This is a genomic window from Corynebacterium sp. Marseille-Q4381 (assembly GCF_036881695.1).
Lineage (GTDB): Bacteria > Actinomycetota > Actinomycetes > Mycobacteriales > Mycobacteriaceae > Corynebacterium.
In genome coordinates, this window is sequence record NZ_JBAJNR010000001.1 from 184171 (window position 1) to 205745 (window position 21575).

Below are 21575 nucleotides of genomic sequence, written 5' to 3' on the forward strand. Positions count from 1 at the left end.
CTTTTCTTACGTTTCGTCCTTGTGTGTGGGGTGATCGCCGCGCTGCCAGCGGTTTACGTTCCAACCGATGCCAGACAAACCTGTGTACGCAACTACGTTACTCACCTCGCGGTCGATCGCGAACGTCACGGGCTGGGCAATGAGCGGGATGGTGGGCAAGCGGTCCCAGAGGAAGATCTCCTGCGCGCGCAGCACGCCCAGGTTGTCCGCCTTGTTCAGCGCAGCCGGGAAGCTGGTCATCGGGTCGGCGGGGTAGATAAACGCGTCGATGGTGCCATCTGCCGCGACCTCTTCGCCCCACTCGCCGATCTCGGCGCGGGGCAGGTCTGCGAGCGATTTTCCGTCGCCGGTGGCGTCCACGATTGTCACGCCCGCGGGCTCGCAGCTGCGCCGCATCGCTTCCACCATCGCGGCGTACCGCTTACTCGGATACGCGTAACCGATGCGCACCTCCGCGCCCTCGAGGGCACGCGCCCTCTCCACGTCCACGTCGAGGCGCGGCTGCACAGCGTCGTCGAGGCGTTTCGCCAGCGGGTCGTCGTTCTGCAGAACGTGCAGCGGCGCCACCGGCACCGCTATGCCAGCCGCACTGCTCGCGGCATCCGCAACGGCGCGGGGGTCGATGCAGCGCGACAGCGCCTGTCGGTTCTCCTCGACCGCCCACGTACCCACCTCCGGGAACTGCAGCACCTCGGTCAGCTGCCCCGCGACGGTGGAAACCTCAAGGCGGTTGTCTTCGGCGTTCGAGTCAAACCATTCGGGTGTGTGGTCGCGCAGGTCGCCAACGACGAGTTCCCCGCTTTCGGCGAGCGCCCCGGCGTCAGCCGAACCCGGCCACACCACGATTTCGGGCTCGGCCGGGGCGTCGCCGTAATAGTGCTCGTTGGCGCGCAGCACCACTTCCCCGTCATCGCCGACGCGGTCGATGGTGTACGGGCCAAAGGACGTCTGCAGCTCTTCGTCGAAGTTGTCCAGGTTGAAGCTGCCGCGCCACACGTCCGCGATCGGGCGCAGGCGGTCGGCATCCTCCGATTCAAGCTCTTCGACAAGTTCATCGACGGAGAGCTCAAGTTGCTTTGCGACGGCATGCGCCGGCAACACCGTGCCAGCCTCAAACAATCCGCGCCAACGTGCGCCGCGGCCCTCCTTGAAGATGACCGTGAAGTCTTTGGAGCCGGGCGTGCAGGTCAGTTGAGCGGTGTCGTCGAAAAGCGGCATGCTTGAGCCGAACAGCGCTGGGTGCGTGCCGGCGGTGAACGCCAGAAGGTAGTCGGAACAGGTAACCGGCGTGCCGTCGGAGAACACCGCCTCCTGCGACAGCGAGTAGTTCACGCGCCGCTCGGGGCCCGGCAACTCTTGGGTGGTGACCAGGTCCGTGTTCGGGATCATCTGGCCCTGCGGCCCGGGCACGTACACGCCCGGGTACAGCGCTGTCGAAAGCAGCTGCGCCTGGGTGGACCGGCCCTCGAGAGTACCCGCGTTGGTGGTGACCAGCGGCGTGGAGACGAGGTAGCCGAAGCTTGCCTCGTCTGCGCCGTCGTCGATCCCCGCGCACGCGGTCAAGCTTGTCACTGCGGCGGCCGCGAGCGCGGCTACGCCTTTGCGCATCGTCGTTTTCATCATCCGCCTACCGGGCGTTGGGCCTCCACGTGGTGGAGCCGCCCGGTATCTCCTGGTACGGGGCGATGTCGTCGCTGACGTCCGCGCGGCGCGACACCGGTGCGGTGACGGTTCGCTTCCCGGACCCGCCGCGGCTGTCGCCGTCCGTGTCCACGTCCGCGTCTGCGTCCGGGCCGTCTGCGCGGTAGCGGGCCACGTCCTCGTTGTGGAGCTGGTACTTCCTCTTGCGCTCCATCAAGGTGACCAGAAGCGGCGTAGCGAGGAACAGCGACGAGAACACGCCCTCGATGACGCCGATGAGCTGAATCAGCGCGAGGTCCCGCAGCGTGCCGACACCGAGCATCCACACGGCGACGACCATCAGCGCGACAATCGGCAGCGCCGAGATGACGGAGGTGGAAATCGAGCGCATAACGGTTTGGTTGAGCGCCAGGTTCGCCTCTTCGGCGTAGGTGGAGCGGCGCGAGTCCAGCACGCCGGCGGTGTTCTCCTTCACCTTGTCGAAGACGATGACGGTGTCGTAAATGGAGAACGTCAGCACGGTCAACAGACCGATGATCATCGCCGGAGTGATCTCAAGTGCGAAGAGGGCGTAGATGCCCATGATCACGACGCCGTCGACAAGCAGCGCAACCATGGCTGCGATGGCCATCTCGCGCTGCAGGCGCAGTGCGACGTACACAGCGGCCGCGAGGAGGAACACACCCATCGCGAGCAGCATGCGTTTGGTTATGGTGTCGCCCCACGATTCAGACACGGTCGAGTCACCGATCGCGTCGGGGCTTGCCTGGCCTTCCTGGTCGAGCGGCTGGTGCTTCTCGTAGATCGCCTGCCGGGCCTGATCGATCTGCTCCTGCGTGAGGTGCTGAGAGTTGATTTCCAGCGTGCGCGCGTCGCCCGCGCCGACGATCTGGGTCAGCTCGGGGGTGACTCCGGTGGCCTCGGTGAAGGTCTCCTCCACATCCTCGGCGACCAAGTCGCCGGCCGGCATGGCGATCTTCGTGCCTCCCTCGAAATCGATGCCGAGGTTGAAACCGCGCGCCAGCATCGCCACGATCGAGATCGCGGCCAACGCGAGGGTGATTGCGTACCACGTCTTGCGGCGGCCCACGAAGTCAATCGCGCCCTCACGGGTGTAGATGCGCTCGAAACGGCCGACGTTTACGTCCGGGGTTGCAGCGGTAGTGATTGCGCTAGACATGGCTTAGTGCTCCTCTTCAATCACGTCGGGGGTGCGGGGGGCGCCGGTCGCGCGGGCCGCGGCGCGGTTGCGCTCGCCCACTGCGAACGCCTTGCCCATGCCGTTGACCGCCGGCTTCGACCAGAAGCCGCTACGGGAGGCGATCACGAGAAGCGGCGCCGTGACCAGGAAGGTGACCAAGAGGTCGAACACGGTGGTCAGACCCATGGTGAACGCGAAGCCCTTCACGTCGCCAACGGCTAGGAGGTAGATGATGACGGCGCCGATCAGGGTCACCATGTTGCCGGTGACGATGGTCTCCTTCGCACGGTCCCAGCCGGAGGCGGTGGCGGAGCGGAACGTCTTGCCCCGTCGCACCTCGTCCTTGATGCGCTCGTAGATCACCACGAAAGAATCCGCGGTGGTGCCGATACCGATGACCAAACCGGCGATGCCGGACAGGTCCAGCGAGTAACCGATCCAGCGGCCCAGCAGCACCAGGGCACCGTAGACGAGCAGCCCAGCGGCGGCGAGGGTGACCAGGGAGATCAGGCCGTAGAGGCGGTAGTAAGCGAAGACGAAGATAGCGACCAGCGCGAGACCGACCAAGCCCGCGTAGATGCCGGCCTGCAGCGATGCCAAGCCCAGTGACGGCGGCACAGTCATGGCGGTGCCGCCCGGCTCGCCGTTCTCGCCCGCAAACGACAGCGGCAGGGCGCCGTAGCGGAGGTTGTTGGCCAGCGTCTCAGCCTCCTCCTGGGTGAAATCGCCGGTGATGGATGTGGCAGAACCGACCGGGGTGGCGCCTTGGATCACTGGTGCAGAGATCACCTGCGAGTCGAGCGTGATCGCGATCTGCTGGCCGAGCAGCGACGAGGTCAACTGCGACCACGTCTGGGAACCGTTGTGCTGGCCGTCCTGGCTGAAGGCGAAGCTGATTTCCATCTGCCCTGTCTGCACGTTCGGGCCGCCGGTGATCGGCCTGCTGGTGTCAATCTGCTCGCCGGTCAGTCGCGGGCCGTCGGCGTCGGTGACGCCGGTGAGCAGCGGCACCTCATCAAGCAGCAGCACCTGCCCGTTGGACGGGTCACAGGCGACCAGCGGCAGCGTTTCGTCGTCGGAGCCGGCGAGCTGGTCCACCTGCTGGCCGAAGCACTTCGACTGCAGCAGCACCATGGAGGCGAACTGCTGCGTCGGGTCGGCAGACTGGCGGGTCTCGCGCAGCATCTCAGTCACCTCCTGGCGGCGCTCAGCTGCCCCAACGGGGCCGTTCGGCTCCGGCAGCGGCGTAGCGTCGATTGCGGGTGCCGTGGGAGCTGCGGCGTCCTCGCCCTCGGTCTCGCCCTGGGGTGCGAAGACCTGGTTCACCGCAGCCTGAGCCTCCGCCTGGGTGAGCACGCCCATCTCGACCCATTGAGTCGCGGTGTTGACAAGCACCTGTTCAGCGGTGGCCGGATCACCCGCCGGCGCCTCGAGTACCGGGCGGAACAAAAGCTGGGAGGTCTGACCAATGTTGCGGACCTCGGAGGTGTCGTCGCCCGCGGCGGTGATCACGAGCGTGTTGCCGTCGACCACGACCGACGCACCGGACACGCCCATACCGTTGACGCGGTTTTCCAAGATGTTGCGCGCGTCTTCAAGCTGCTCGCGCGTCGGTTCGGCGCCCTGCGGCACGAGGGTGACGCGGGTACCGCCCTGCAGGTCGATGCCCAGTTTCGGCGACGCTTGCTTGTCGCCGGTGAAAAACACCAGGGAATAGACGGCGATGACGATAAGCGCGAACAGCGCGAGCGCCCGTGCGGGCCACCGGCGCGCCGAGCCGTTAGATCGCCGAGTGTTTGCTGACACTGAGCTTTCTCCTCAACTTTTTCACGTTTTTCTCCTGTCCGGCGCCCATTGACCCGCGGACATGCACAACGGAACATGCTACGGCATGCCCGCGCGACGTTTTAAGCTTGGCCCGCAGCTTCCGCCGGGCCTTCCTTTGCGCCCTCCACCGGGTCGGCAGAAGCGGCGACGGAGTCGCGTTTCAGCACGCCAGCGGAATCCATCGCTACGACAACACCGGGCGCGATCTCGACTTGAAACACCTCGCCGTCGACGCCGACTACCGTGCCGTGCACGCCGGCCACGGTGACAATCGCGTCACCTGGGACGATGGACGCACGCATCTGCTGCACCTCCTGGGCGCGCTTGCGCTGGGAGCGCATGAGAAGAAGCGGGGGCAGGACGAACAGGCCGAGAATAAGCAGCATTGTCAGAAGTTCCATGCCGCATATCCTCTCATGTGCCGGGATGAAGGAGATTTAGAACATACCGAGCTGCCCCGGCGCATCCGGCGGGGGCGTCATGCCGAGGTGGTTCCACGCGCTGGCCGTGGCCACACGGCCGCGCCCAGTACGGGCCATGAGACCGGCGCGCACAAGGTAGGGCTCGCACACCTCCTCCACCGTCGCCGGTTCTTCGCCGACGGCGATAGCCAGCGTGTTCACGCCCACCGGCCCACCCGCGTGCCCGCGGATAAGCGAATCCAGCACGGCGCGGTCGAGGCGGTCGAGCCCCAGTTCGTCCACGTCGAATACCGCCAGCGCGGCGCGCGCCGCAGCGAGGTCCACATGCCCGTCGCCGTTGACGTCCGCCCAGTCGCGGACGCGGCGGAGCAGGCGGTTGGCGATGCGCGGCGTGCCGCGCGAGCGGGAGGCAATCTCAACGGCGGCGTCGCTGTCGATGTTCACGCCGAGGATGCGCGCCGCGCGCGCCACGACTTTGGTCAGATCCTCCACACTGTAAAACTCCATCTGCGCGGTGAACCCGAAACGGTCGCGCAACGGGCCGGTGAGCATGCCCGCGCGGGTGGTCGCGCCAACCAGGGTGAACGGCGGAATCTCCAGCGGAATCGACGTAGCGCCCGGGCCCTTGCCCACAATCACGTCGATGCGGAAATCTTCCATCGCCATGTAGAGCATCTCCTCCGCCGGACGAGCAATGCGGTGGATCTCGTCGATGAAGAGCACGTCGCCCTCCATCAGGTTCGACAGCATCGCCGCGAGATCGCCCGCGCGCTCGAGCGCTGGTCCTGAGGTCATGCGCAATGACGTGCCCAGCTCCTGGGCGATGATCATGGCCATCGTGGTCTTGCCCAGCCCGGGAGGTCCAGAAAGCAAAATGTGGTCCGGTGTCACGCCGCGGCGTTTCGCGCCCGCGAGCACCAAGTTCAGCTGCTCCCGCACCTTCGGCTGCCCGATGAACTCGTTGATCGACTTCGGGCGCAGGGTCTTCTCTACGTCGCGCTCGTCTGCCTGCGCTTGCGCGTCCACAGGCGAATCAACCGGCCGCGTGTAGCCCGCAGGCAGCTCGAACTCGGTCCTTTCCACGTCTGACATCGGCTACTTCTTCCCCAACGACGTCAACGAGGCGCGCAACAGCGCACTTTGGTCCATCTCCGCATTCTCTGCGAGCAGCTGCTCCACGACAGGGCGCGCCGCCTTTTCACCGAAGCCAAGACCAATCAGCGCCTCCACAACTTGTTCGGAGGCAAAGGAGCTGGTGCTGCTTGCCGACGTCGCGCTTCCCGCCGCGCCCGCCCCCTCCGGAGCAACCGCGGCAAGTGCGTCGATCTTGTCCTTCAGCTCGAGAACTATCCGGTCAGCCATCTTCTTGCCCACGCCCGGAATCGTCTGCACCGCCTTCGCGTCGCCCGCGGCGATCCTGTTCGCCAGCTCCCCCGGCTCAAAGACCGCGAGCGCGGCGAGCGCGAGTTTCGGACCGAGCCCCGTCACCGTCTGCAACTTGTGGAACATGGTGCGCGCGTCCGCGTCCGCGAACCCGTAGAGAGTCACGCTGTCGTCCTTGACCACCATGGATGTCAGCACCCTGCGGGATTCCCCGCGAACCAGTTTGCCCAACGTCGGCGGTGTGGCGAGGAAGCGGTAGCCCACGCCTGCGCACTCAATCACCGCATGGTCGAGGCCGATTGCGATAACTTCGCCGTTGAGGGAGTCGATCATGCTGTCGCTGTCCTTTCGCCCTGCGTCCCAAGTGTCGTGCGGGCGATTAAAGGCGCGCGCCAGCAGTGGCACACCGCGATCGCCAGCGCGTCCGCGGCGTCCGCTGGCTTTGGCGGCTCACTCAATCCGAGGATGCGGGTAATCATGTTCGTCATTTGCTTCTTGTCGGCGCGGCCGTTGCCCGAGACGGCCTTCTTCACTTCCGACGGAGTGTACTGGTGCACCGGAATATCTCGCTCCGCGGCGCAGAGCACCATCACACCCACCGCGTGCGCCGTGTGCATCACGGTGGAGACGTTCCCGCGCTCGAAAATACGCTCCATTGCGACGACGTCTGGGCGGTACTCGTCCATCCAGTCCCCTACTGCGCGGGACAACCGCAGGAGACGCTCCGGCAGCTCAGCGGTGGAGGGTGTGCGCACCACACCCACCGAGACCGGCAGGATCTGCCGCCCCCGCCCGGCTTGGACGACGGAGAGACCGCACCGGGTCAAACCCGGGTCGATCCCCATCACGCGCAGCCCTTCGAGATTCACCACACATATGTTCTACCACACGGGTCTCACACGTAGTCGAGGTCGGAGAAACCCTCGATGTCGCGTCTGCCGTGCTGGTAGATCTCGTCGTTTGCCGCTCCGGAAAAATCCCCCACCCAGTCGCCGTCGCTCCAGCGCACCGGAACGCGGCCGACAAGGAGATCTTCGTCCTTGTCCAACTGGTCAGCGGAGAAGAACACCGCGACCTCCACGACGACGTAGTCCGTGTCGCATTCCACGACCCTGTAGGCGACCGGCGCCGGCATCGTGAGGAACCGGTGGCTGGGGTAGCCTGCGGGATCGTTAAACCCGCCTTCGTCGCGCAATGTTGCAGCGAGGGCGGAGGTCTTCGAAAGCTGCTCGTACGACTCGGCCGCAACTTCGTCGCCGCTGTTCGGGTGGAACGTGGCGGTGTTGATCGCGGCGAGCACCGCGCCCGCCGGCGAGTGCGCGTATCCGCGAGGGATGGCCCGGACCGTCTTGGTCGGGCCGGCTTGGTCATTCACCACCATGTAGCGGGCGTTGACGTACTGCTGCTGGGTGGTGCCTTTCAGGCCGTCAAAATCGCCGCACGAACCGGGTCGCAGCGCGGACGCATCGGGCAGGTCGCCGTCGTGCTCAATTGGGGTCCACGCCGGGCGGCCCAGAAACACGTCGGGAGCGTACTCGCCGGGCTTGGCGTGCACGCTGTCGTCGACGCCTCCGGGCCAGCTGCGCTGCCGGTTCCCCACGAGCGCACCCGCATTCACCGGCGGGTCCACCGTGTCTGCTGCTGGGGCAGGTTCTGGGTCAGGGCTCTGCGCAATGCTGGTGAACAAGGCCGGCTGCGCTTCCGGCACACCGCGCCCGCCGTCGGGCACAGAGCACCCGCCCAGCACGGTGGTGGTCAGGACGGCAGCAGAAAAGGCCGCGGCAACGCGGCCCGGGAGGCGAAACCGCAACGCGACCTAGTCCTCCAACTGCTCCGCGACGTCGTCGGAGATATCCATGTTGGTGTAGACGTTCTGGACGTCGTCGGACTCCTCCAGCGCGTCGATAAGCCGCATCATCTTCTTGGCGCCTTCGACGTCCATGCTCACCTGCACATCGGCGCGGAACTCCTGCTCGGAATCTTCGATCTCGATGCCTTCGGCCGCAAGCGCCTCGCGCACGGCGGCAAGGTCGGTCGGCTTGCAGGTGATCTCAAATTCCTCACCCAAGTCGTTGACCTCTTCGGCGCCAGCTTCGAGCACGGCCATCAGCACGTCGTCCTCGGTGAGCTCGCCCTTCTGAATGGTGACCACACCGGTGCGCTCGAACATGTAGCCCACAGAGCCGGACTCGCCCAGGTTGCCACCGTTCTTCGTCATCGCGGTGCGGACTTCGGTGGCCGCGCGGTTGCGGTTGTCCGTCAGGCACTCGATCAAAACCGCGACGCCACCAACGCCGTAGCCCTCGTACATCACCGTTTCCCAGTTGGAGCCGCCGGCGATCTCGCCGGATCCGCGCTTGCGGGCGCGCTCAATGTTGTCGCCGGGCACGGAAGCCTTCTTAGCCTTGCGGATCATGTCATCCAGCGTTGGGTTCGCGGACGGGTCGCCGCCGCCGGTGCGGGCCGCCACCTCAATATCCTTGATCAGCTTCGCCCACAACTTCGAACGCTTCGCGTCGTTCGCAGCCTTCTTGTGCTTCGTAGTCGCCCACTTTGAGTGGCCAGCCATCACGCACCCCTTACTTGCTCGGAGACATGTATCGGCCTGCCAGTATACGCGCGGGCGCTATTTCCCCCGCATCGGAACTTGGGTGGCGCCGGGGCGCAACTGCCGGGCGAGTCCCTCCTGCGCCACCAAGGCGACCAAGTCGCCGCCGGCGTTGAAGAGGCGCCCCTGGGTGAGCGCGCGCCCGCTTGACGCCGAAGGCGAACTTTGCTGGTACAGCAACCAATCGGTCACGCGCACCGGGCGGAAGAACCAGATCGCGTGGTCCAGCGACGCCAGCTGCACTTGCGCGCCGGGGTGCGCCTGCAGGGACGAGTACAGTAGCGTCATATCGGACATGTAGGTCAGCGCGCAGGCGTGGAACGCGTCGGTGTCCAGGGCGGTTGCCGCGCCAGGCACCTCAAGCTCCTCGCGGTAGCGGAACCAGAGGCACCGTCCGCTGACGATCTTGGGGCCGGCTGGCGCCTCCTCTTGGGGCACAACCCGGATGTCCCACTCCCTAAAATCCTTCTCCGCCCCGGGCACTCCCGAGGGAATAGGACCACCGGCCGGAATTGTCTCTGGCCCGGGCACGGGGGGAAACGGCTCGGCGTGCTCGGGTCCGACGTCTGCGTGGTGGTGGAAACTCGCGGTGAGCGTGTAGAGCAACGTGCCGCCCTGGAACGCCTCGACGGTGCGGGAGGAGAAGCTGCGTCCGTCGCGAAGCCGGCGCACCCGGTACAACGTCTCTTGATCAGCCTCCCCTCCGGCAAGGAAGTAGCTGTGCAGCGAGTGCACCGTTTTGCTCCCTTCCACCGTGGCGCTCGCCGCGGCGAGCGCTTGCGCAGCCAAGTGCCCGCCGAAGGTGCGGACGAAGACGTCGGTGTTCATCGCCGGGCCGCGGAAGGTGTCCCCGCCGTCCGCCGCAACGCCAAGCACGCGGCGCAGTTCGGATGTGCTCATAGCTCGGCAGATTACCAGCGGGTCCGCTACTTACCCCGCCGCCATCTGGCCGAGCGCGGCGTACTCAGGCAGGGCCGCTGTGCCGCCCAACCGCAGCGTGCGCACCGCGGGTCGCAGGCGCAGCGCGCGCGTATCAGCCACGGCGTCGTTGTAAAACCGCAGGGCGAGCATCACGCGCGTGTCAGCGTCAGCAATCTCGCGCTGCGCTGCCGCCGCGACCGTGCCCTGATCCAAGGCCGCGGCCACCAAGGCGCCGAGCTCCGTCTCCCGGTCAAGCCTGGAGGCGAGATCGCGCGGACCCATGCGCACCTCCTCCGCCGCCCGCGCCGCGGCTGCGAGCTCCGGCAGCGTTGCCGCGATCACCGCGCAGCGCCTGTCGAGGGCTGCCTGCAGCGCGTCGCGCGAGCGATCCAGGCGGATGTGCAGCCGGTCGAGGCGGGTGGCGGTCGACTGCGCCCACAGCGCGAGCGCTGTCAAAGCCGCTGCGAGGATTACCCACCAGACAGTGCTCACCTTTGCACCGCCACTTTCTCGCCCGTGGCCACGGTCTCGTACACGGCCATGATTTGGTCTGCGACTGTGGACCAGTCGTACTGCTGTGCGCGGCGGGCACCTGCGTCGATGAAGTTGTTGCGGGTGCCGGGGGCGTCGATAAGCAACTGCAACTGGCTCGCCAACGCCGACTCGTCGCCGACCGGAAACAGCAACCCGGCAGGCTGGTGCGCTCCCGCGTCGCACACCGCGGCGAACGCCTCAATGTCGCTCGCCACCACCGCGCAGCCCGCGGCCATCGCCTCCACCAGCACAATGCCGAAGGACTCCCCTCCGAGGTTCGGCGCGACGTAGATGTCCGCGCGGCCGAGGATCGCGGCCTTCTCCTCGTCGGTCACCCGCCCGACAAAATCCACCCCAGCCACGCTGCGCTCCCGGCCCGCACCCATCACCGTCACCCGCGCAGGAGCATCAAGCTTATCGACGCCCCCCAGCATCACATCCAGCCCCTTCCTCGGCTCATCCAAGCGGCCGAGGAAGACGATTTCCACCTCGGACGTATCGTTCCGGGGACCGCGCGCAGCGCTGAAGCGCTCCGTGTCCACCCCGTTCGGGATGACCACCGGGTCCGTGCCCACCTGCTCCACCTGCCACCGCCGAGCCATCTCGGAGACCGCGATGCCCCCGCGGATCTTCTCCAAGTTGCCTCGCAGCACCGGCAGCGCCGCCTTCAACGCCACCGAGGAGGTGGCGGAGGTGTGGTAGGTAGCCACGATGGGCCCGCTTGCCCAGCGCACCGCGGCGAGCGAGTAGCTCGTGGCGTTCGGCTCGTGGACGTGCAGCACGTCGAAGTCGCCGTCCTCGATGAACTGCCGGGTCACCCTTCCTACGTGCGGGCCGATCGAGAGGCGGGCAACGGAGCCGTTGTAGGGCACCGCCACTGCGCCCCCGCCGCGGGTGACGTACGCGGGCAGGCCGGTCCCGGCGGAGGCAGGCCCAAGCACCTGCACGTGGTGGCCGCGGTTGGTCAGCACTTCGGCCAAGTCGAGCACGTGGGCTTGGACTCCCCCGGGTTCGTCGAAGGAGTACGGGCAGACCATACCGATGCGCACGCTTAGACCTTCTTTCGCCTCGGTTTCCAATCGCTCGGCCACACGGGTTGCAGCATATGCCAATCCGCGGGGTGGGCGGCGATGTTAGTTGCGAACGCGTCAGCGACGCGCTGGACGGTTGGCCCAAGCTCGTCCACCTCGACCGGTGGGTCGACTTTCAGACCCCACCCCGGGCCGTTCGCGTCCTCGGTGAACCACGAGTGCACAACCAAAAGCTCAGCGCCAGTCTCGATAGCGAGCTTGGCGGGCCCAACGGGAAAGGTGGTCGCCTCGCCGAAGAAGGTCACGGGCACGCCCTTGCCGCCAAGATCGCGCTCGCCCAACAGACACACGATGCCGTTGTTCTCGAGCACCTCGCGAAGCCGCGGGAACGGCGCCGCGCCTCCGGTCAGTGGCAGCACTTCGAAACCGAGGGACTCGCGGAAATCCACGAACGCGTCGAAAAGCACCTCCGGCTTGAGCCGCTCCGCAACCGTGGTGAACTGCGAATAGTGCTTGGTCAGCCACAGCCCCGCGAAGTCCCAGTTCCCCGAGTGCGGAAGGGTGAGCACCGCACCCTTGCCCTTAGCTAGCGCCGCATCCAGGTACTGGGTACCGCTGACGCCTTCGGTGTAGCGGGTGATAAGCGCCTCGTCCTTCTCGATGCGCGGCAGCCGAAAGGCCTCCAGCCAGTAGCGGGCGTAAGAGCGGACCGATTCCCGCACTAGCTCGCTGGTAACGTGTTCGGCGCCGACGACCCTGGTGAGGTTGCGGCGCAACTGGTCCATGCCCCGGCCGTTGTCGCTCACCTTGTCCGCGGCGAGCCGGAACGCTGGTGCGGTCACGGCGTACGGCAACGCGCCGACGAGTTTCCACCCGGCGATGTAGCCGTACGCGCTCAGCGCGTCCTTGTAATCCACCTACGCCCCCGGCGGCGGAGGGATCTTCACTTGTGCTTTCGGATCGCGCGCTGCGTAGATCAGACGCTGAACAACGGTGAACACCGAACCAGCGAGAAGCAGCCACACCGCAACCTCCACCGCGTGCGCAACGCCGAAGCCCTCGAGCCCGATGCCGACCAGCGCCACGATGAGGCGTTCCGGGCGCTCGACGAGACCGCCGACGATCTTCAAACCGCCGGCCTCAGCGCGCGCTTTGATGTAGCTGATGGTCTGAGACAGAACGAGGACGGCCAGGCTGGCGGCCACGTGCGCGGGGTGGGCGTGGTCGACGTAGATCAGCCACATCGCGATCGCGCCGAAGAGAGCGCCGTCGGTGATCCGGTCGCAGCTCGCGTCGAGCGTCGCGCCGAACGCGGTTCCCCCGCCGGAAAGCCGCGCCATCGTGCCGTCGACCATGTCGAACAAGGAGAACAGGCCAATGAGCACAGCGGCCGTGATCAGGTGGCCGCTGGGAATCAGCGCACACGCCAGCAGCACTGATACCGCGGTGCCGAGCAGCGTGGTCGCGTTTGGGGTCAGGCCGGCGCCGAGCATGCCGCGGGCAACCGGTTCCACGAACCGCTTCGCCGGCTTGCGGCCGTGCACACTGAGCATGTCAGTTGTCCCTTCCGTTCGCGTCCGCGATTTCACGCCATCCGTTTGCAAGCAGCTGCCTCGTCTCGCGCAGCAGCTGCGGAAGTACTTTAGTGCCGCCGATGACCGTCATGAAGTTGGAATCGCCGGCCCACCGCGGAACCACATGCAAATGCAAGTGTTCGGACACCGACCCCCCAGCTGCCTTGCCCAAATTGAGCCCTACGTTGATCGCTTCCGGCTCGGACACGTGCTTGAGCGTGCGGACCGCCATCTTGGCAAAGTCCATGAGCTCCGCCGTCTCCTCAGGCGTCAAGTTCTCCAGCTCAGCTACCTTACGGTAGGGCACCACCATCAGATGGCCGGCGTTGTACGGGAACAGGTTGCACACGGCGTAAACGTGCTCGCCGCGCGCGATGACAAGGCCGTCTTCGTCGTCCATTTCCGGGATGGCGAGGAACGGGTCCTCACTCTTCTGCGGCATTGACGCGATGTAGCTGGAGCGGTACGGCGCCCACAATCGCTGCAGCCGGTCGGTGTCGCCGACGCCGACGTCCTCGTACGGCTCGGCCCCGCTGGCCTGGCCGCTACGCGCGTCGCGCACCGACGTTTTCCTCGTTCGGCTGCTCGTTGTTCTTCTCGGCCGCCCAGTCCGCGATGAGCGCCACCGCTTCATCCACAGGTACGCCGTTGATCTGAGAGCCGTCGAGGAAGCGGAAGCTCACTGCGTTGGCTTCCACGTCGCGCTCGCCGGCGAGCAGCATGAAAGGCACTTTGCCGGTGGTGTGCGTGCGGATCTTCTTCTGCATGCGGTCGTCCGAGTGGTCGACTTCTGCGCGGAGGCCGCGCGCCTTCAGCTGACCGATCACACCCTCGAGGTGGTCGCCGAACGCGTCGGCGACCGGGATGCCCACCACCTGGTGCGGGGCGAGCCACACCGGGAAAGCGCCGGCGTAGTGCTCCAGCAGCACGCCAAAGAAACGCTCGATCGAACCGAAGAGGGCGCGGTGGATCATCACCGGACGCTGCTTCGACCCGTCGGAGGAGGTGTATTCGAGATCGAAACGCTCCGGCAGGTTGAAATCCAGCTGCACGGTGGACATCTGCCACGTGCGGCCGATCGCGTCGCGAGCCTGCACGGAAATCTTCGGGCCGTAGAAGGCCGCGCCTGCCGGGTCCGGCACCAGCTCGAGACCGGACTTGGTGGCAACGGACTCGAGGATGCTGGTGGAGCGCTCCCAGATGTCGTCGTCGCCGATGTACTTCTCCGGGTCCTTGGTGGACAGCTCCAGGTAGAAGTCGTCGAGGCCGTAGTCCTGGAGCAGCGAGATAATGAACTCCAGCACGCTGGTCAGCTCTTCCTCCAGCTGATCCTCGGTGCAGTAGATGTGCGCATCGTCCTGGGTGAAGCCGCGGGCGCGGGTCAGACCGTGCACCACACCCGACTTTTCGTAGCGGTAGACCGTGCCGAACTCGAACAGGCGCAGCGGCAGCTCGCGGTAGGAGCGCCCGCGGGAGCCGAAGATGAGGTTGTGCATCGGGCAGTTCATCGGCTTGACGTAGTAGTCAACCGGCTGCTTGGTCACGTTGCCCTCGTCGTCCACCTCGCCGTCGAGCTTCATCGGCGGGAACATGCCGTCCGCGTACCAATCCAGGTGGCCAGACTTCTTGAACAGGTCGCCCTTGGTCACGTGCGGGGTGTTGACAAAGCTGTAGCCTGCGGCCACGTGGCGCTCGCGGGAGTGCTGCTCCATCACCATGCGAACGATGCCGCCGTCCGGGTGGAACACCGGCAAACCGGAGCCAACCTCATCCGGGAACGAGAACAGGTCCATCTCGTTGCCCAAGCGGCGGTGGTCGCGCTTCTCGGCCTCCTCGAGCATGGTCATGTACTCGTCGAGCTTCTCCTGCGACTCCCACGCGGTGCCGTAGATGCGCTGCAGCCCAGCGTTGGACTGGTCGCCGCGCCAGTACGCCGCGGACGAGCGCGTGAGCGCGAACGCTGGGATGTACTTGGTGGTGGGCAGGTGCGGGCCGCGGCAGAGGTCGAACCACTCCACCTCGCTGGTGCGCGGGTTCAAGTTGTCGTAGTAGGTCAGCTCGCCGGCGCCAACCTCGGTCGCCTCGTCTGAGTTGGGGTCGACGTTGCCCTTGTCTTGGATCAGCTCAAGCTTGAACGGCTCGTCTGCGAGGCGGTCGGCAGCTTCCTCCTGGGAGGCGAAAACGCCCCGGGAGAATTTTTGCCCTTGCTTAATGATCTTCTTCATCCGCTTCTCAAGCGTCTTCAGATCCTCGGGCGTGAACGGTTCTTCTGTATCGAAGTCGTAGTAGAAACCGTCGTTGATGGCGGGGCCGATACCGAGCTTGGTGCCCGGGAACTCAGCCTGCACGGCCTGAGCGAGCACGTGTGCGCACGAGTGGCGAATGACGGCGCGGCCGAGCTCTGTGTTCGCCGCGATCGGCATAAACGTCGCGGTCTCGTCCGGAACGTGCGAGAGGTCTTTCAGGTTCCCCTCTGCGTCCTGAACCACCACGACCGCCTGCTCACCCTTGTTCGGCAGGTTCAGCTCGCGCATTGCGGCGCCGACGGCGGTGCCGGCGGGAACCTCGAACGGCTCGAACTGAATGATTTCGGCGGTTTCAGCTGCTGCTTCTGCCATGGATAAGGTGCGCTCCTTTTGCGCTCGTGGGAAGCGTCATACCTGGACGCGCCCCGTGTACAGTGCGGCCTCAGATTCTACTCCGAGTTCTACCCAAGAACCGACTGGCCCCAGTAGCTGTCGCGCCCGCCACCGGTGCCGGGCGGCACGTAGTACACGCTCGAACCGATGTGGGTGATCCACTCGTTGAGCCGGTCCGCCTCGTCCAAGCGCTCAAGCACCGGGGTGAACTGGGTGTCGGGGTCCTTTTGGAAGGCAATGAAGATAAGTCCCGCGTTCGACAGTTCGCCGGAGCCGGGCACCGGCGGCAGGTTGTAGTTGTAGGGGCGGCGCTTGAAGCGCTGCTCCGGGTGGTCCTCCGGAGCCCTCGAACGGGCCATGTGGGAGTTCCGGTCGATCACGGGAAGCCCGTACTGGTCGACCGCGTCGAAGTTGGGTTCGTCGAACTCCTCGGTGCCGGTAAGCGGCGCCCCGCTAGCAAGCGAACGCCCCACGGACTCCTCCCTTGAGCTGCGGTCGAGCTTTTCCCACTCGTCAAGGTGCATTGCTATTCGACGCACCACCATCGACGTCGAACCGTCATCCCCAAACACCTGCTCGCTGTATTCAGCCTCGGTGTAGGGGTTCACGGTGCCGTCGACTTGACCGAAGAGGTTTCTCGGCGTCTGGCCTTTGGGGATGGCGCCGTAGGCGTTCATGAACCCCTGCTGGACCCAGGCGGTGGTGACGTAATCCGCGGCCGCGCGAGTCATGTGCCGCATCGCCCACGCGCACATCACCGGATCGTCCGCGCAAATCTGCAGCGCAATATCTGTCTGACCCCACGCGGGGTCGAGCTCGTCCCGACCCAGCGCCGGAATATCGTGGAGCCAGGCAGGCTTGTCCACTCCCGCGATGTCAAAGAGACGCTCGCCGAAACCGACGGTGAACGTCAGGTTGGCGGGCCACGTGTTCATCTCGGTTTCGAGGCTACCGAGCGGAGTGCGCCCTGACGCCAGCTCGCGCGCGTCCTCGCTCCACAACCGCATAAGCCGCTGGATGCCAGCGCGGTCCACCCCCTCGTTCAGGTTGAACCCGACCAGGTTCAGGGCAGCCTGCGTGAGGGTTTCAATGCCCGCTTGATGCGGGCCGTCGAAGGCGACAGTGGCCGACTGCAGCGGTTCTCGGTCGGGTTCGGAGTTACTCGGCACCCCGGCGGGCGCATTCGGGTCCTCGCCGGCTGGAGCGCACCCGCTGATCGCACCAGCCTGTGCGACAGCTGCCCCAATACCCGCGATGAACCCCCGCCTAGAAACCGCCATGACGCTCTATCCCTCTAGTGGCTGTGCCCCTCGTGCTTCTGCATCTGGTCGCCGTAGTCCTCCTCGCCGGCGGCCATGGTGCGCACCGCGAGATCCGGTATCTCCACCGCCGACCCGTCTGCGAGCTGGAGGGTGAGGGTAAGCGTGTCGCCTGCGTGAATCGGCTCTGCATAGTCCATCACCATCAAGTGGTCGCCGCCCGGCTCGAGTTCGTGGGAACCCCCGGCGGAAATGGTGATGCCGCCGCCCTTTTCCTGCATCACGCCGTCCTTAACCTCGTGAATCTGGTTCTTGTTTCCGCCGAGCGAGGTGGTGAAGCCGGTGATCGTAATCTCACTGTCGGTGTGGTTACGCAGGGTGCCGAAGATTGAAGTCATGTCGTTGCCGTGCTCGGTACCCGCGTCCGCCTTGGCCCGCACCGTTCCTTTCTCCAGCGTGACCGCGTCACCAGAGGGCGCGGCGTGCTCGCCGCGGTCTTGAGCTGACGTGGCTGCGGTGTCCAGGGTGGTTGCGGTGTCGCTCGCGCCGCACGCCGCAGCGGTGCCGGCGAGCACAGTGGTCAGGGCGACCGCGGCGAATGTCTGCAACGAGTTGGGCAACGATTCTTCCTTCTAGCTGTTGTGGGTGTCGGGATCGGGGTCCAGGATGGTCCGCTCCTCGAGCTTGCGGGCCTGGCGGCGTTTACCCACCGCGGCGATGGCCACGCCAGCGATGACGACGAGGCCGATGATTGACAAAAGCAGGGTGCGGTTGGAGTTCTCTCCCTGGTCGGCAATACTCGGTTCCCCCGAGTTCGCGTCCTCCGCGCTCGCCGCAGCCGTTTCGGTAGTCGCCGAGCCGTCCGGCGCGTAGGTGAAGGTTGTCGTTCCCTTTGTGGCGTGGCCGTCGGAGGACACGATCTGGAACCCGATCTGGTACTCCCCCGGCTCAGCGGCGAAATCGCCCGGCAAATCGAGCACCACGTCCTGGCCGCGGACATCCGGCTCGCCGGTGTAGACGATATCAGCCCCGCCTCCACCAACCCGCGACAGCGCCACCGTGTTGAAACCGTCTTTCGGCTGGCCGGAGAATGTCAGTTCAAGCGTTGAAGGGAATGTCGCCACCACCTCCCCATTCGCTGGCGAGCCGCCGATAACGGCGTCGTGAGCGCCAGCTGCCGGAGCCAGAAGCAGCGCGGCGGCCACCCCGGTCGCCGCGGCCGAGCGCGGGAAGGACACATTCATAAGCGATCTCCTTTTGCGTTGCTAGGTAAGTTAGTCGCCTCTCCCCCGAGGTTAGTTCCCGGGGGTGCAGCCGCCCGGCAACGCAAAACCCCGGACGCCGCAGGCGCCCGGGGCAATGTTTCGTGGTCCTAGCTGGGATCGAACCAGCGACCTTTCCGGTGTGAACGGAACGCTCTTCCACTGAGCCATAGGACCGAACAGGGAAGTACTTTACACAGTGGCCGGCGCGGGACCGAATCGCCTGCTCAACCCGAACATTCCGCGGTCGGACACTAAGTCAGGCCGCACTTTTCACAAGCCTTCGCAACCCTGCTCAGATCACATTCGTGTAATTCACCCGTTACGCCGGTTTTGCTGGCGATTTGTCTATCTCGGGAGCGAACGGTTAATGTTCTATCTCGCACAATGCAGATGCGGATGTAGCGCAGTTGGTAGCGCATCACCTTGCCAAGGTGAGGGTCGCGAGTTCGAGTCTCGTCATCCGCTCCAAGTCCCCTAGCGGGACTTCACCCGCGCGATTAGCTCAGCGGGAGAGCGCTTCCCTGACACGGAAGAGGTCACTGGTTCAATCCCAGTATCGCGCACAGAGATCCCCTGCGGGATCTCGACGCGGATGTAGCGCAGTTGGTAGCGCATCACCTTGCCAAGGTGAGGGTCGCGAGTTCGAGTCTCGTCATCCGCTCAAGTACTTTCCACGTACTTCGGAGCGAAAGCACTCCACCCGGTGGATTGGTCGAGTGGTTAGGCAACGGTCTGCAAAACCGTGTACACGGGTTCGATTCCCGTATCCACCTCAACTAATCTTCATATTCCCCGCGCGATTAGCTCAGCGGGAGAGCGCTTCCCTGACACGGAAGAGGTCACTGGTTCAATCCCAGTATCGCGCACAAAGATCCTTCGCTCGAGGGGTCTTGCCGCTGTTTTCAGGCGCGGCGTGCGGATGTAGCGCAGTTGGTAGCGCATCACCTTGCCAAGGTGAGGGTCGCGAGTTCGAGTCTCGTCATCCGCTCCATCTCACGGGGGTTAAGGTTGCTTCATGCACGGAGCAGACCTTAACCCCCAAATTGATGCCCTGATCGGCCCGGTGCAGGCACCAGCCAGGCGCGAGCTGCGCATCGTCGGCGCCAACACCCTCTTCGGCGGGTTCGCCCGCCGCGGCACCTCCGGAGAGTTGGGCAACGACACCGACGCGGCGCTCATCAAAGGCCTGCGCGAATGGGCCGATGTCATCCTGGTCGGCTCCGGCACCGTGACCGCCGAAGATTACGGCCCGTCGGACACGCCGATGGCCATCGTGACCGAGAACGCCAACCTCGACCCGGGGCTGGGAGTGCTCGGGGGCAAGAAGATCCTCCTCATGGCTCCCGACCGCTCGTTTGCGAGAGAGAAAACCAAGCAGAAGCTTGCACAGCTTGCCAGCGGCAACGTGTCCCCCGTTCCCACCGGCAGCGGGAGCCTGAGCGAGGTCGTCGCGGCGCTGCACGCCCGCGGTTTCAACCGCATTCTCTGCGAAGGCGGTCCGAGCATCTACGCCGATGTCGTTGCCGCTGGCTTGGCGGATGTGCTGCATGTGACGTTGGATCCGTCGATAAGCAGCGCCGACGGCCCCTTCGGCCTGCCTTTCCCCGACTACCCCCGCTTCGAGCACCGCTTCGTGCTGGAGGACGCTACCTTCACCCGCGACTCGATGCTGTTCTGCCGTTACCGGGCGCTAAGGTGAGCGCGTGACTTTCTGGACCGCTCCCGCACCCGTCGGCACGCGCGGCAGCGCCGCGGCTGCGGCCAACGCGATGGCGTGGCCGGCCGCGGTCGTGCTCATCGTGCACCGTTTGGCCGTGCTTGCCCGCACAGGCTCGGTGACCGACGACTTCACCACCGTCTGGTCCGCCGCGCGGCGGTTCGTCGAGCGGGTGCCGGTGTACAGCGAGGTCTACCACCACGTGAACCCGCACTACCTTTACAACCCCGGAGCCACGCTGCTGCTAGCGCCTCTGGGGCTGATCCCGAGCGTCGACGCGGCGCGACCGTGGTTCATCCTCGCCAACGCTGTCGCCATCATCGCCGCGCTGGCTTGGCTGACGCTACTGAGCGGGCGGAGCCTGCGCTCACCTGTGTTCCCCGCGGCGCTGGCGCTCGGATTCGCTACCGAGGCCGTGACCAACACCCTGGTGTTCTCCAACATCAACGGGATTCTGCTGCTCGCGCTCGTGGCGTTCATCGCGAACATGATGCGCGGCAGACAGATCGCCGCGGGTGTGATCATCGGACTCGCCATTACGGTAAAACCGATGTTCCTGCCGCTGCTTGTCTTGCCGTTGATGCGGCTGGAGTGGCGCGCCCTGGTGGCCGGCGCCGCCGTTCCCGTTGCGCTCAACGCGATCGCGTGGCCGGTGACTCCCGGCGCCGGCGACTACCTGACGAAGCTCGTGCCCTACCTCGGCGTCACGCGCGACTACGCCAACTCCTCGCTCGCCGGATTCGCTGTGTACTTCGGTATGCCTGAGATCCTGCACACCGCGCTGTTTCTAGTTTTCGGCGCCTCAGTCGCCGTCGCCGTCGCCGGTTTAGCCCGCTGGCGCTACAGCGACCCGTGGCTCTGGGCCACGATGACGTCGGGCGTGCTGCTCGCCGGAGTGTGCCTTCTCTCCTCGCTGGGGCAGGCGTACTACTCCATGATGCTCTTTCCCGCGCTGTTTACGGTGCTGCACAAGGCTTCTCCGATGCACACACCCGCAGCCTGGCTGGGTGCGATTTTGTGCCTGTCCCCCTTGAGCTGGATCACGCCGCACATGCCCGCTGCCGGTAGGTGGCTGACCACGTTCTTGCCCACCGCCGGCTGGGCGACGTTCATCCTCGCCGCCGCGACATGGGTAGTGTGTGCACATGACCGATTACAAGAATTGGACCAACGACCAGTGGCGCGAGAAGCTCTCCCCTGAGGAGTTCCACGTCCTGCGCGAAGCGGGCACTGAACCGCCGGGAGTCGGTGAGTACACCAACACCACCACCGAAGGCGTCTACCGCTGCCGGGCCTGCGGCGAGGAGCTGTTCCGCTCCACCGAGAAGTTCGAGTCCCACTGCGGGTGGCCGTCCTTCTACTCCCCCGCTGACACCGACAAAGTCATCGAGCGCGAGGACCGCTCCCACGGCATGGTGCGCACCGAGGTGCTGTGCGCGAACTGCGGCTCCCACCTGGGGCACGTGTTTGCCGGCGAGGGCTACAACACCCCCACCGACCTGCGCTACTGCATCAACTCCATCTCGATGACGCTCGAGGAAGCGTAAGCAGAC

At 65.6% G+C, this 21575-nt stretch carries 22 protein-coding genes and 7 tRNA genes; 9 read left to right on the plus strand and 20 right to left on the minus strand.

What is annotated here, in order from left to right:
* Positions 1–6: 6 nt before the first annotated feature.
* From V6D40_RS00935 to V6D40_RS01030, 20 genes are all read right to left on the minus strand, one after another.
* Complete coding sequence (locus V6D40_RS00935) at positions 7–1620, minus strand: ABC transporter substrate-binding protein (protein WP_334265158.1); 1614 nt, start codon at positions 1618–1620, stop codon at positions 7–9.
* A 7-nt stretch (positions 1621–1627) separates the two neighbouring features.
* Positions 1628–2821, minus strand: a complete 1194-nt coding sequence (secF, locus tag V6D40_RS00940) for a protein translocase subunit SecF (RefSeq protein ID WP_334265159.1) — start codon at positions 2819–2821, stop codon at positions 1628–1630.
* A 3-nt stretch (positions 2822–2824) separates the two neighbouring features.
* Complete coding sequence (secD, locus tag V6D40_RS00945; protein ID WP_334265160.1) at positions 2825–4648, minus strand: protein translocase subunit SecD; 1824 nt, start codon at positions 4646–4648, stop codon at positions 2825–2827.
* Between the two features lie 101 nt (positions 4649–4749).
* Positions 4750–5070, minus strand: coding sequence for a preprotein translocase subunit YajC (gene yajC / locus V6D40_RS00950; RefSeq protein WP_334265161.1), 321 nt, complete (start codon positions 5068–5070; stop codon positions 4750–4752).
* Positions 5071–5106: 36 nt separating this feature from the next.
* The gene (gene ruvB / locus V6D40_RS00955) at positions 5107–6183 is read right to left on the minus strand and encodes a Holliday junction branch migration DNA helicase RuvB (RefSeq protein WP_334265162.1); all 1077 of its coding nucleotides are present in this window, start codon (positions 6181–6183) and stop codon (positions 5107–5109) included.
* A 3-nt stretch (positions 6184–6186) separates the two neighbouring features.
* On the minus strand, positions 6187–6807 hold the full coding sequence (gene ruvA / locus V6D40_RS00960; protein ID WP_334265163.1) for a Holliday junction branch migration protein RuvA: 621 nt from the start codon (positions 6805–6807) through the stop codon (positions 6187–6189).
* A complete protein-coding gene (gene ruvC / locus V6D40_RS00965; RefSeq protein ID WP_334288642.1) occupies positions 6804–7343 on the minus strand; it encodes a crossover junction endodeoxyribonuclease RuvC in 540 nt (179 codons plus the stop codon). The genes ruvA and ruvC overlap by 4 nt, the downstream gene beginning before the upstream one ends.
* Positions 7344–7369: 26 nt before the next feature.
* The gene (locus V6D40_RS00970; RefSeq protein WP_334265164.1) at positions 7370–8284 is read right to left on the minus strand and encodes a hypothetical protein; all 915 of its coding nucleotides are present in this window, start codon (positions 8282–8284) and stop codon (positions 7370–7372) included.
* 6 nt (positions 8285–8290) lie between these two features.
* Complete coding sequence (locus V6D40_RS00975) at positions 8291–9043, minus strand: YebC/PmpR family DNA-binding transcriptional regulator (protein ID WP_334265165.1); 753 nt, start codon at positions 9041–9043, stop codon at positions 8291–8293.
* Between the two features lie 57 nt (positions 9044–9100).
* The gene (locus V6D40_RS00980; protein WP_334265166.1) at positions 9101–9982 is read right to left on the minus strand and encodes an acyl-CoA thioesterase; all 882 of its coding nucleotides are present in this window, start codon (positions 9980–9982) and stop codon (positions 9101–9103) included.
* A gap of 30 nt (positions 9983–10012) precedes the next feature.
* On the minus strand, positions 10013–10495 hold the full coding sequence (locus V6D40_RS00985) for a hypothetical protein (protein WP_334265167.1): 483 nt from the start codon (positions 10493–10495) through the stop codon (positions 10013–10015).
* Positions 10492–11586, minus strand: coding sequence for a glycosyltransferase family 4 protein (locus V6D40_RS00990; RefSeq protein WP_334288643.1), 1095 nt, complete (start codon positions 11584–11586; stop codon positions 10492–10494). Before V6D40_RS00990 ends, V6D40_RS00985 begins: the two co-directional genes overlap by 4 nt.
* Before the next feature lie 2 nt (positions 11587–11588).
* A complete protein-coding gene (locus V6D40_RS00995) occupies positions 11589–12485 on the minus strand; it encodes a phosphatidylinositol mannoside acyltransferase (protein WP_334265168.1) in 897 nt (298 codons plus the stop codon).
* Positions 12486–13121 (minus strand): phosphatidylinositol phosphate synthase, encoded by a 636-nt coding sequence (gene pgsA, locus V6D40_RS01000; protein WP_334265169.1) that lies wholly within the window; start codon positions 13119–13121, stop codon positions 12486–12488. It lies immediately after the preceding gene.
* Between the two features lies 1 nt (position 13122).
* Positions 13123–13704 carry an HIT family protein gene (locus V6D40_RS01005; RefSeq protein WP_334265170.1) on the minus strand — a complete coding sequence of 194 codons (582 nt, stop codon included), beginning with the start codon at positions 13702–13704 and terminating at the stop codon, positions 13123–13125.
* Entirely contained in the window at positions 13688–15760 is a 2073-nt protein-coding gene (gene thrS, locus V6D40_RS01010; RefSeq protein ID WP_334265171.1) for a threonine--tRNA ligase, read from the minus strand. Before thrS ends, V6D40_RS01005 begins: the two co-directional genes overlap by 17 nt.
* A gap of 89 nt (positions 15761–15849) precedes the next feature.
* Positions 15850–17061 (minus strand): Dyp-type peroxidase, encoded by a 1212-nt coding sequence (locus V6D40_RS01015; protein ID WP_334265172.1) that lies wholly within the window; start codon positions 17059–17061, stop codon positions 15850–15852.
* A gap of 14 nt (positions 17062–17075) precedes the next feature.
* Entirely contained in the window at positions 17076–17660 is a 585-nt protein-coding gene (locus V6D40_RS01020) for a copper chaperone PCu(A)C (protein ID WP_334265173.1), read from the minus strand.
* Between the two features lie 12 nt (positions 17661–17672).
* The gene (locus V6D40_RS01025; protein WP_334265174.1) at positions 17673–18284 is read right to left on the minus strand and encodes a copper resistance CopC family protein; all 612 of its coding nucleotides are present in this window, start codon (positions 18282–18284) and stop codon (positions 17673–17675) included.
* Positions 18285–18407: 123 nt separating this feature from the next.
* Positions 18408–18479 (minus strand) — tRNA-Val (locus V6D40_RS01030).
* Positions 18480–18697: 218 nt separating this feature from the next.
* On the opposite strand from V6D40_RS01030, the gene V6D40_RS01035 reads away from it, so the two are divergent.
* From V6D40_RS01035 to msrB, 9 genes are all read left to right on the plus strand, one after another.
* A tRNA-Gly gene (locus V6D40_RS01035) sits at positions 18698–18773 on the plus strand.
* Positions 18774–18796: 23 nt separating this feature from the next.
* A tRNA-Val gene (locus tag V6D40_RS01040) sits at positions 18797–18868 on the plus strand.
* A 25-nt stretch (positions 18869–18893) separates the two neighbouring features.
* A tRNA-Gly gene (locus V6D40_RS01045) sits at positions 18894–18966 on the plus strand.
* Between the two features lie 41 nt (positions 18967–19007).
* A tRNA-Cys gene (locus V6D40_RS01050) sits at positions 19008–19078 on the plus strand.
* A gap of 21 nt (positions 19079–19099) precedes the next feature.
* Positions 19100–19171: transfer RNA gene (locus V6D40_RS01055), tRNA-Val, on the plus strand.
* Positions 19172–19220: 49 nt separating this feature from the next.
* A tRNA-Gly gene (locus V6D40_RS01060) sits at positions 19221–19296 on the plus strand.
* Positions 19297–19320: 24 nt separating this feature from the next.
* On the plus strand, positions 19321–20004 hold the full coding sequence (locus V6D40_RS01065; RefSeq protein WP_334265175.1) for a dihydrofolate reductase family protein: 684 nt from the start codon (positions 19321–19323) through the stop codon (positions 20002–20004).
* A 4-nt stretch (positions 20005–20008) separates the two neighbouring features.
* Positions 20009–21223: a glycosyltransferase family 87 protein gene (locus tag V6D40_RS01070; protein WP_334265176.1), complete on the plus strand. Its 1215-nt coding sequence runs from the start codon at positions 20009–20011 to the stop codon at positions 21221–21223.
* Positions 21168–21569 carry a peptide-methionine (R)-S-oxide reductase MsrB gene (gene msrB, locus V6D40_RS01075; RefSeq protein ID WP_334265177.1) on the plus strand — a complete coding sequence of 134 codons (402 nt, stop codon included), beginning with the start codon at positions 21168–21170 and terminating at the stop codon, positions 21567–21569. The genes V6D40_RS01070 and msrB overlap by 56 nt, the downstream gene beginning before the upstream one ends.
* Positions 21570–21575: the final 6 nt, after the last annotated feature.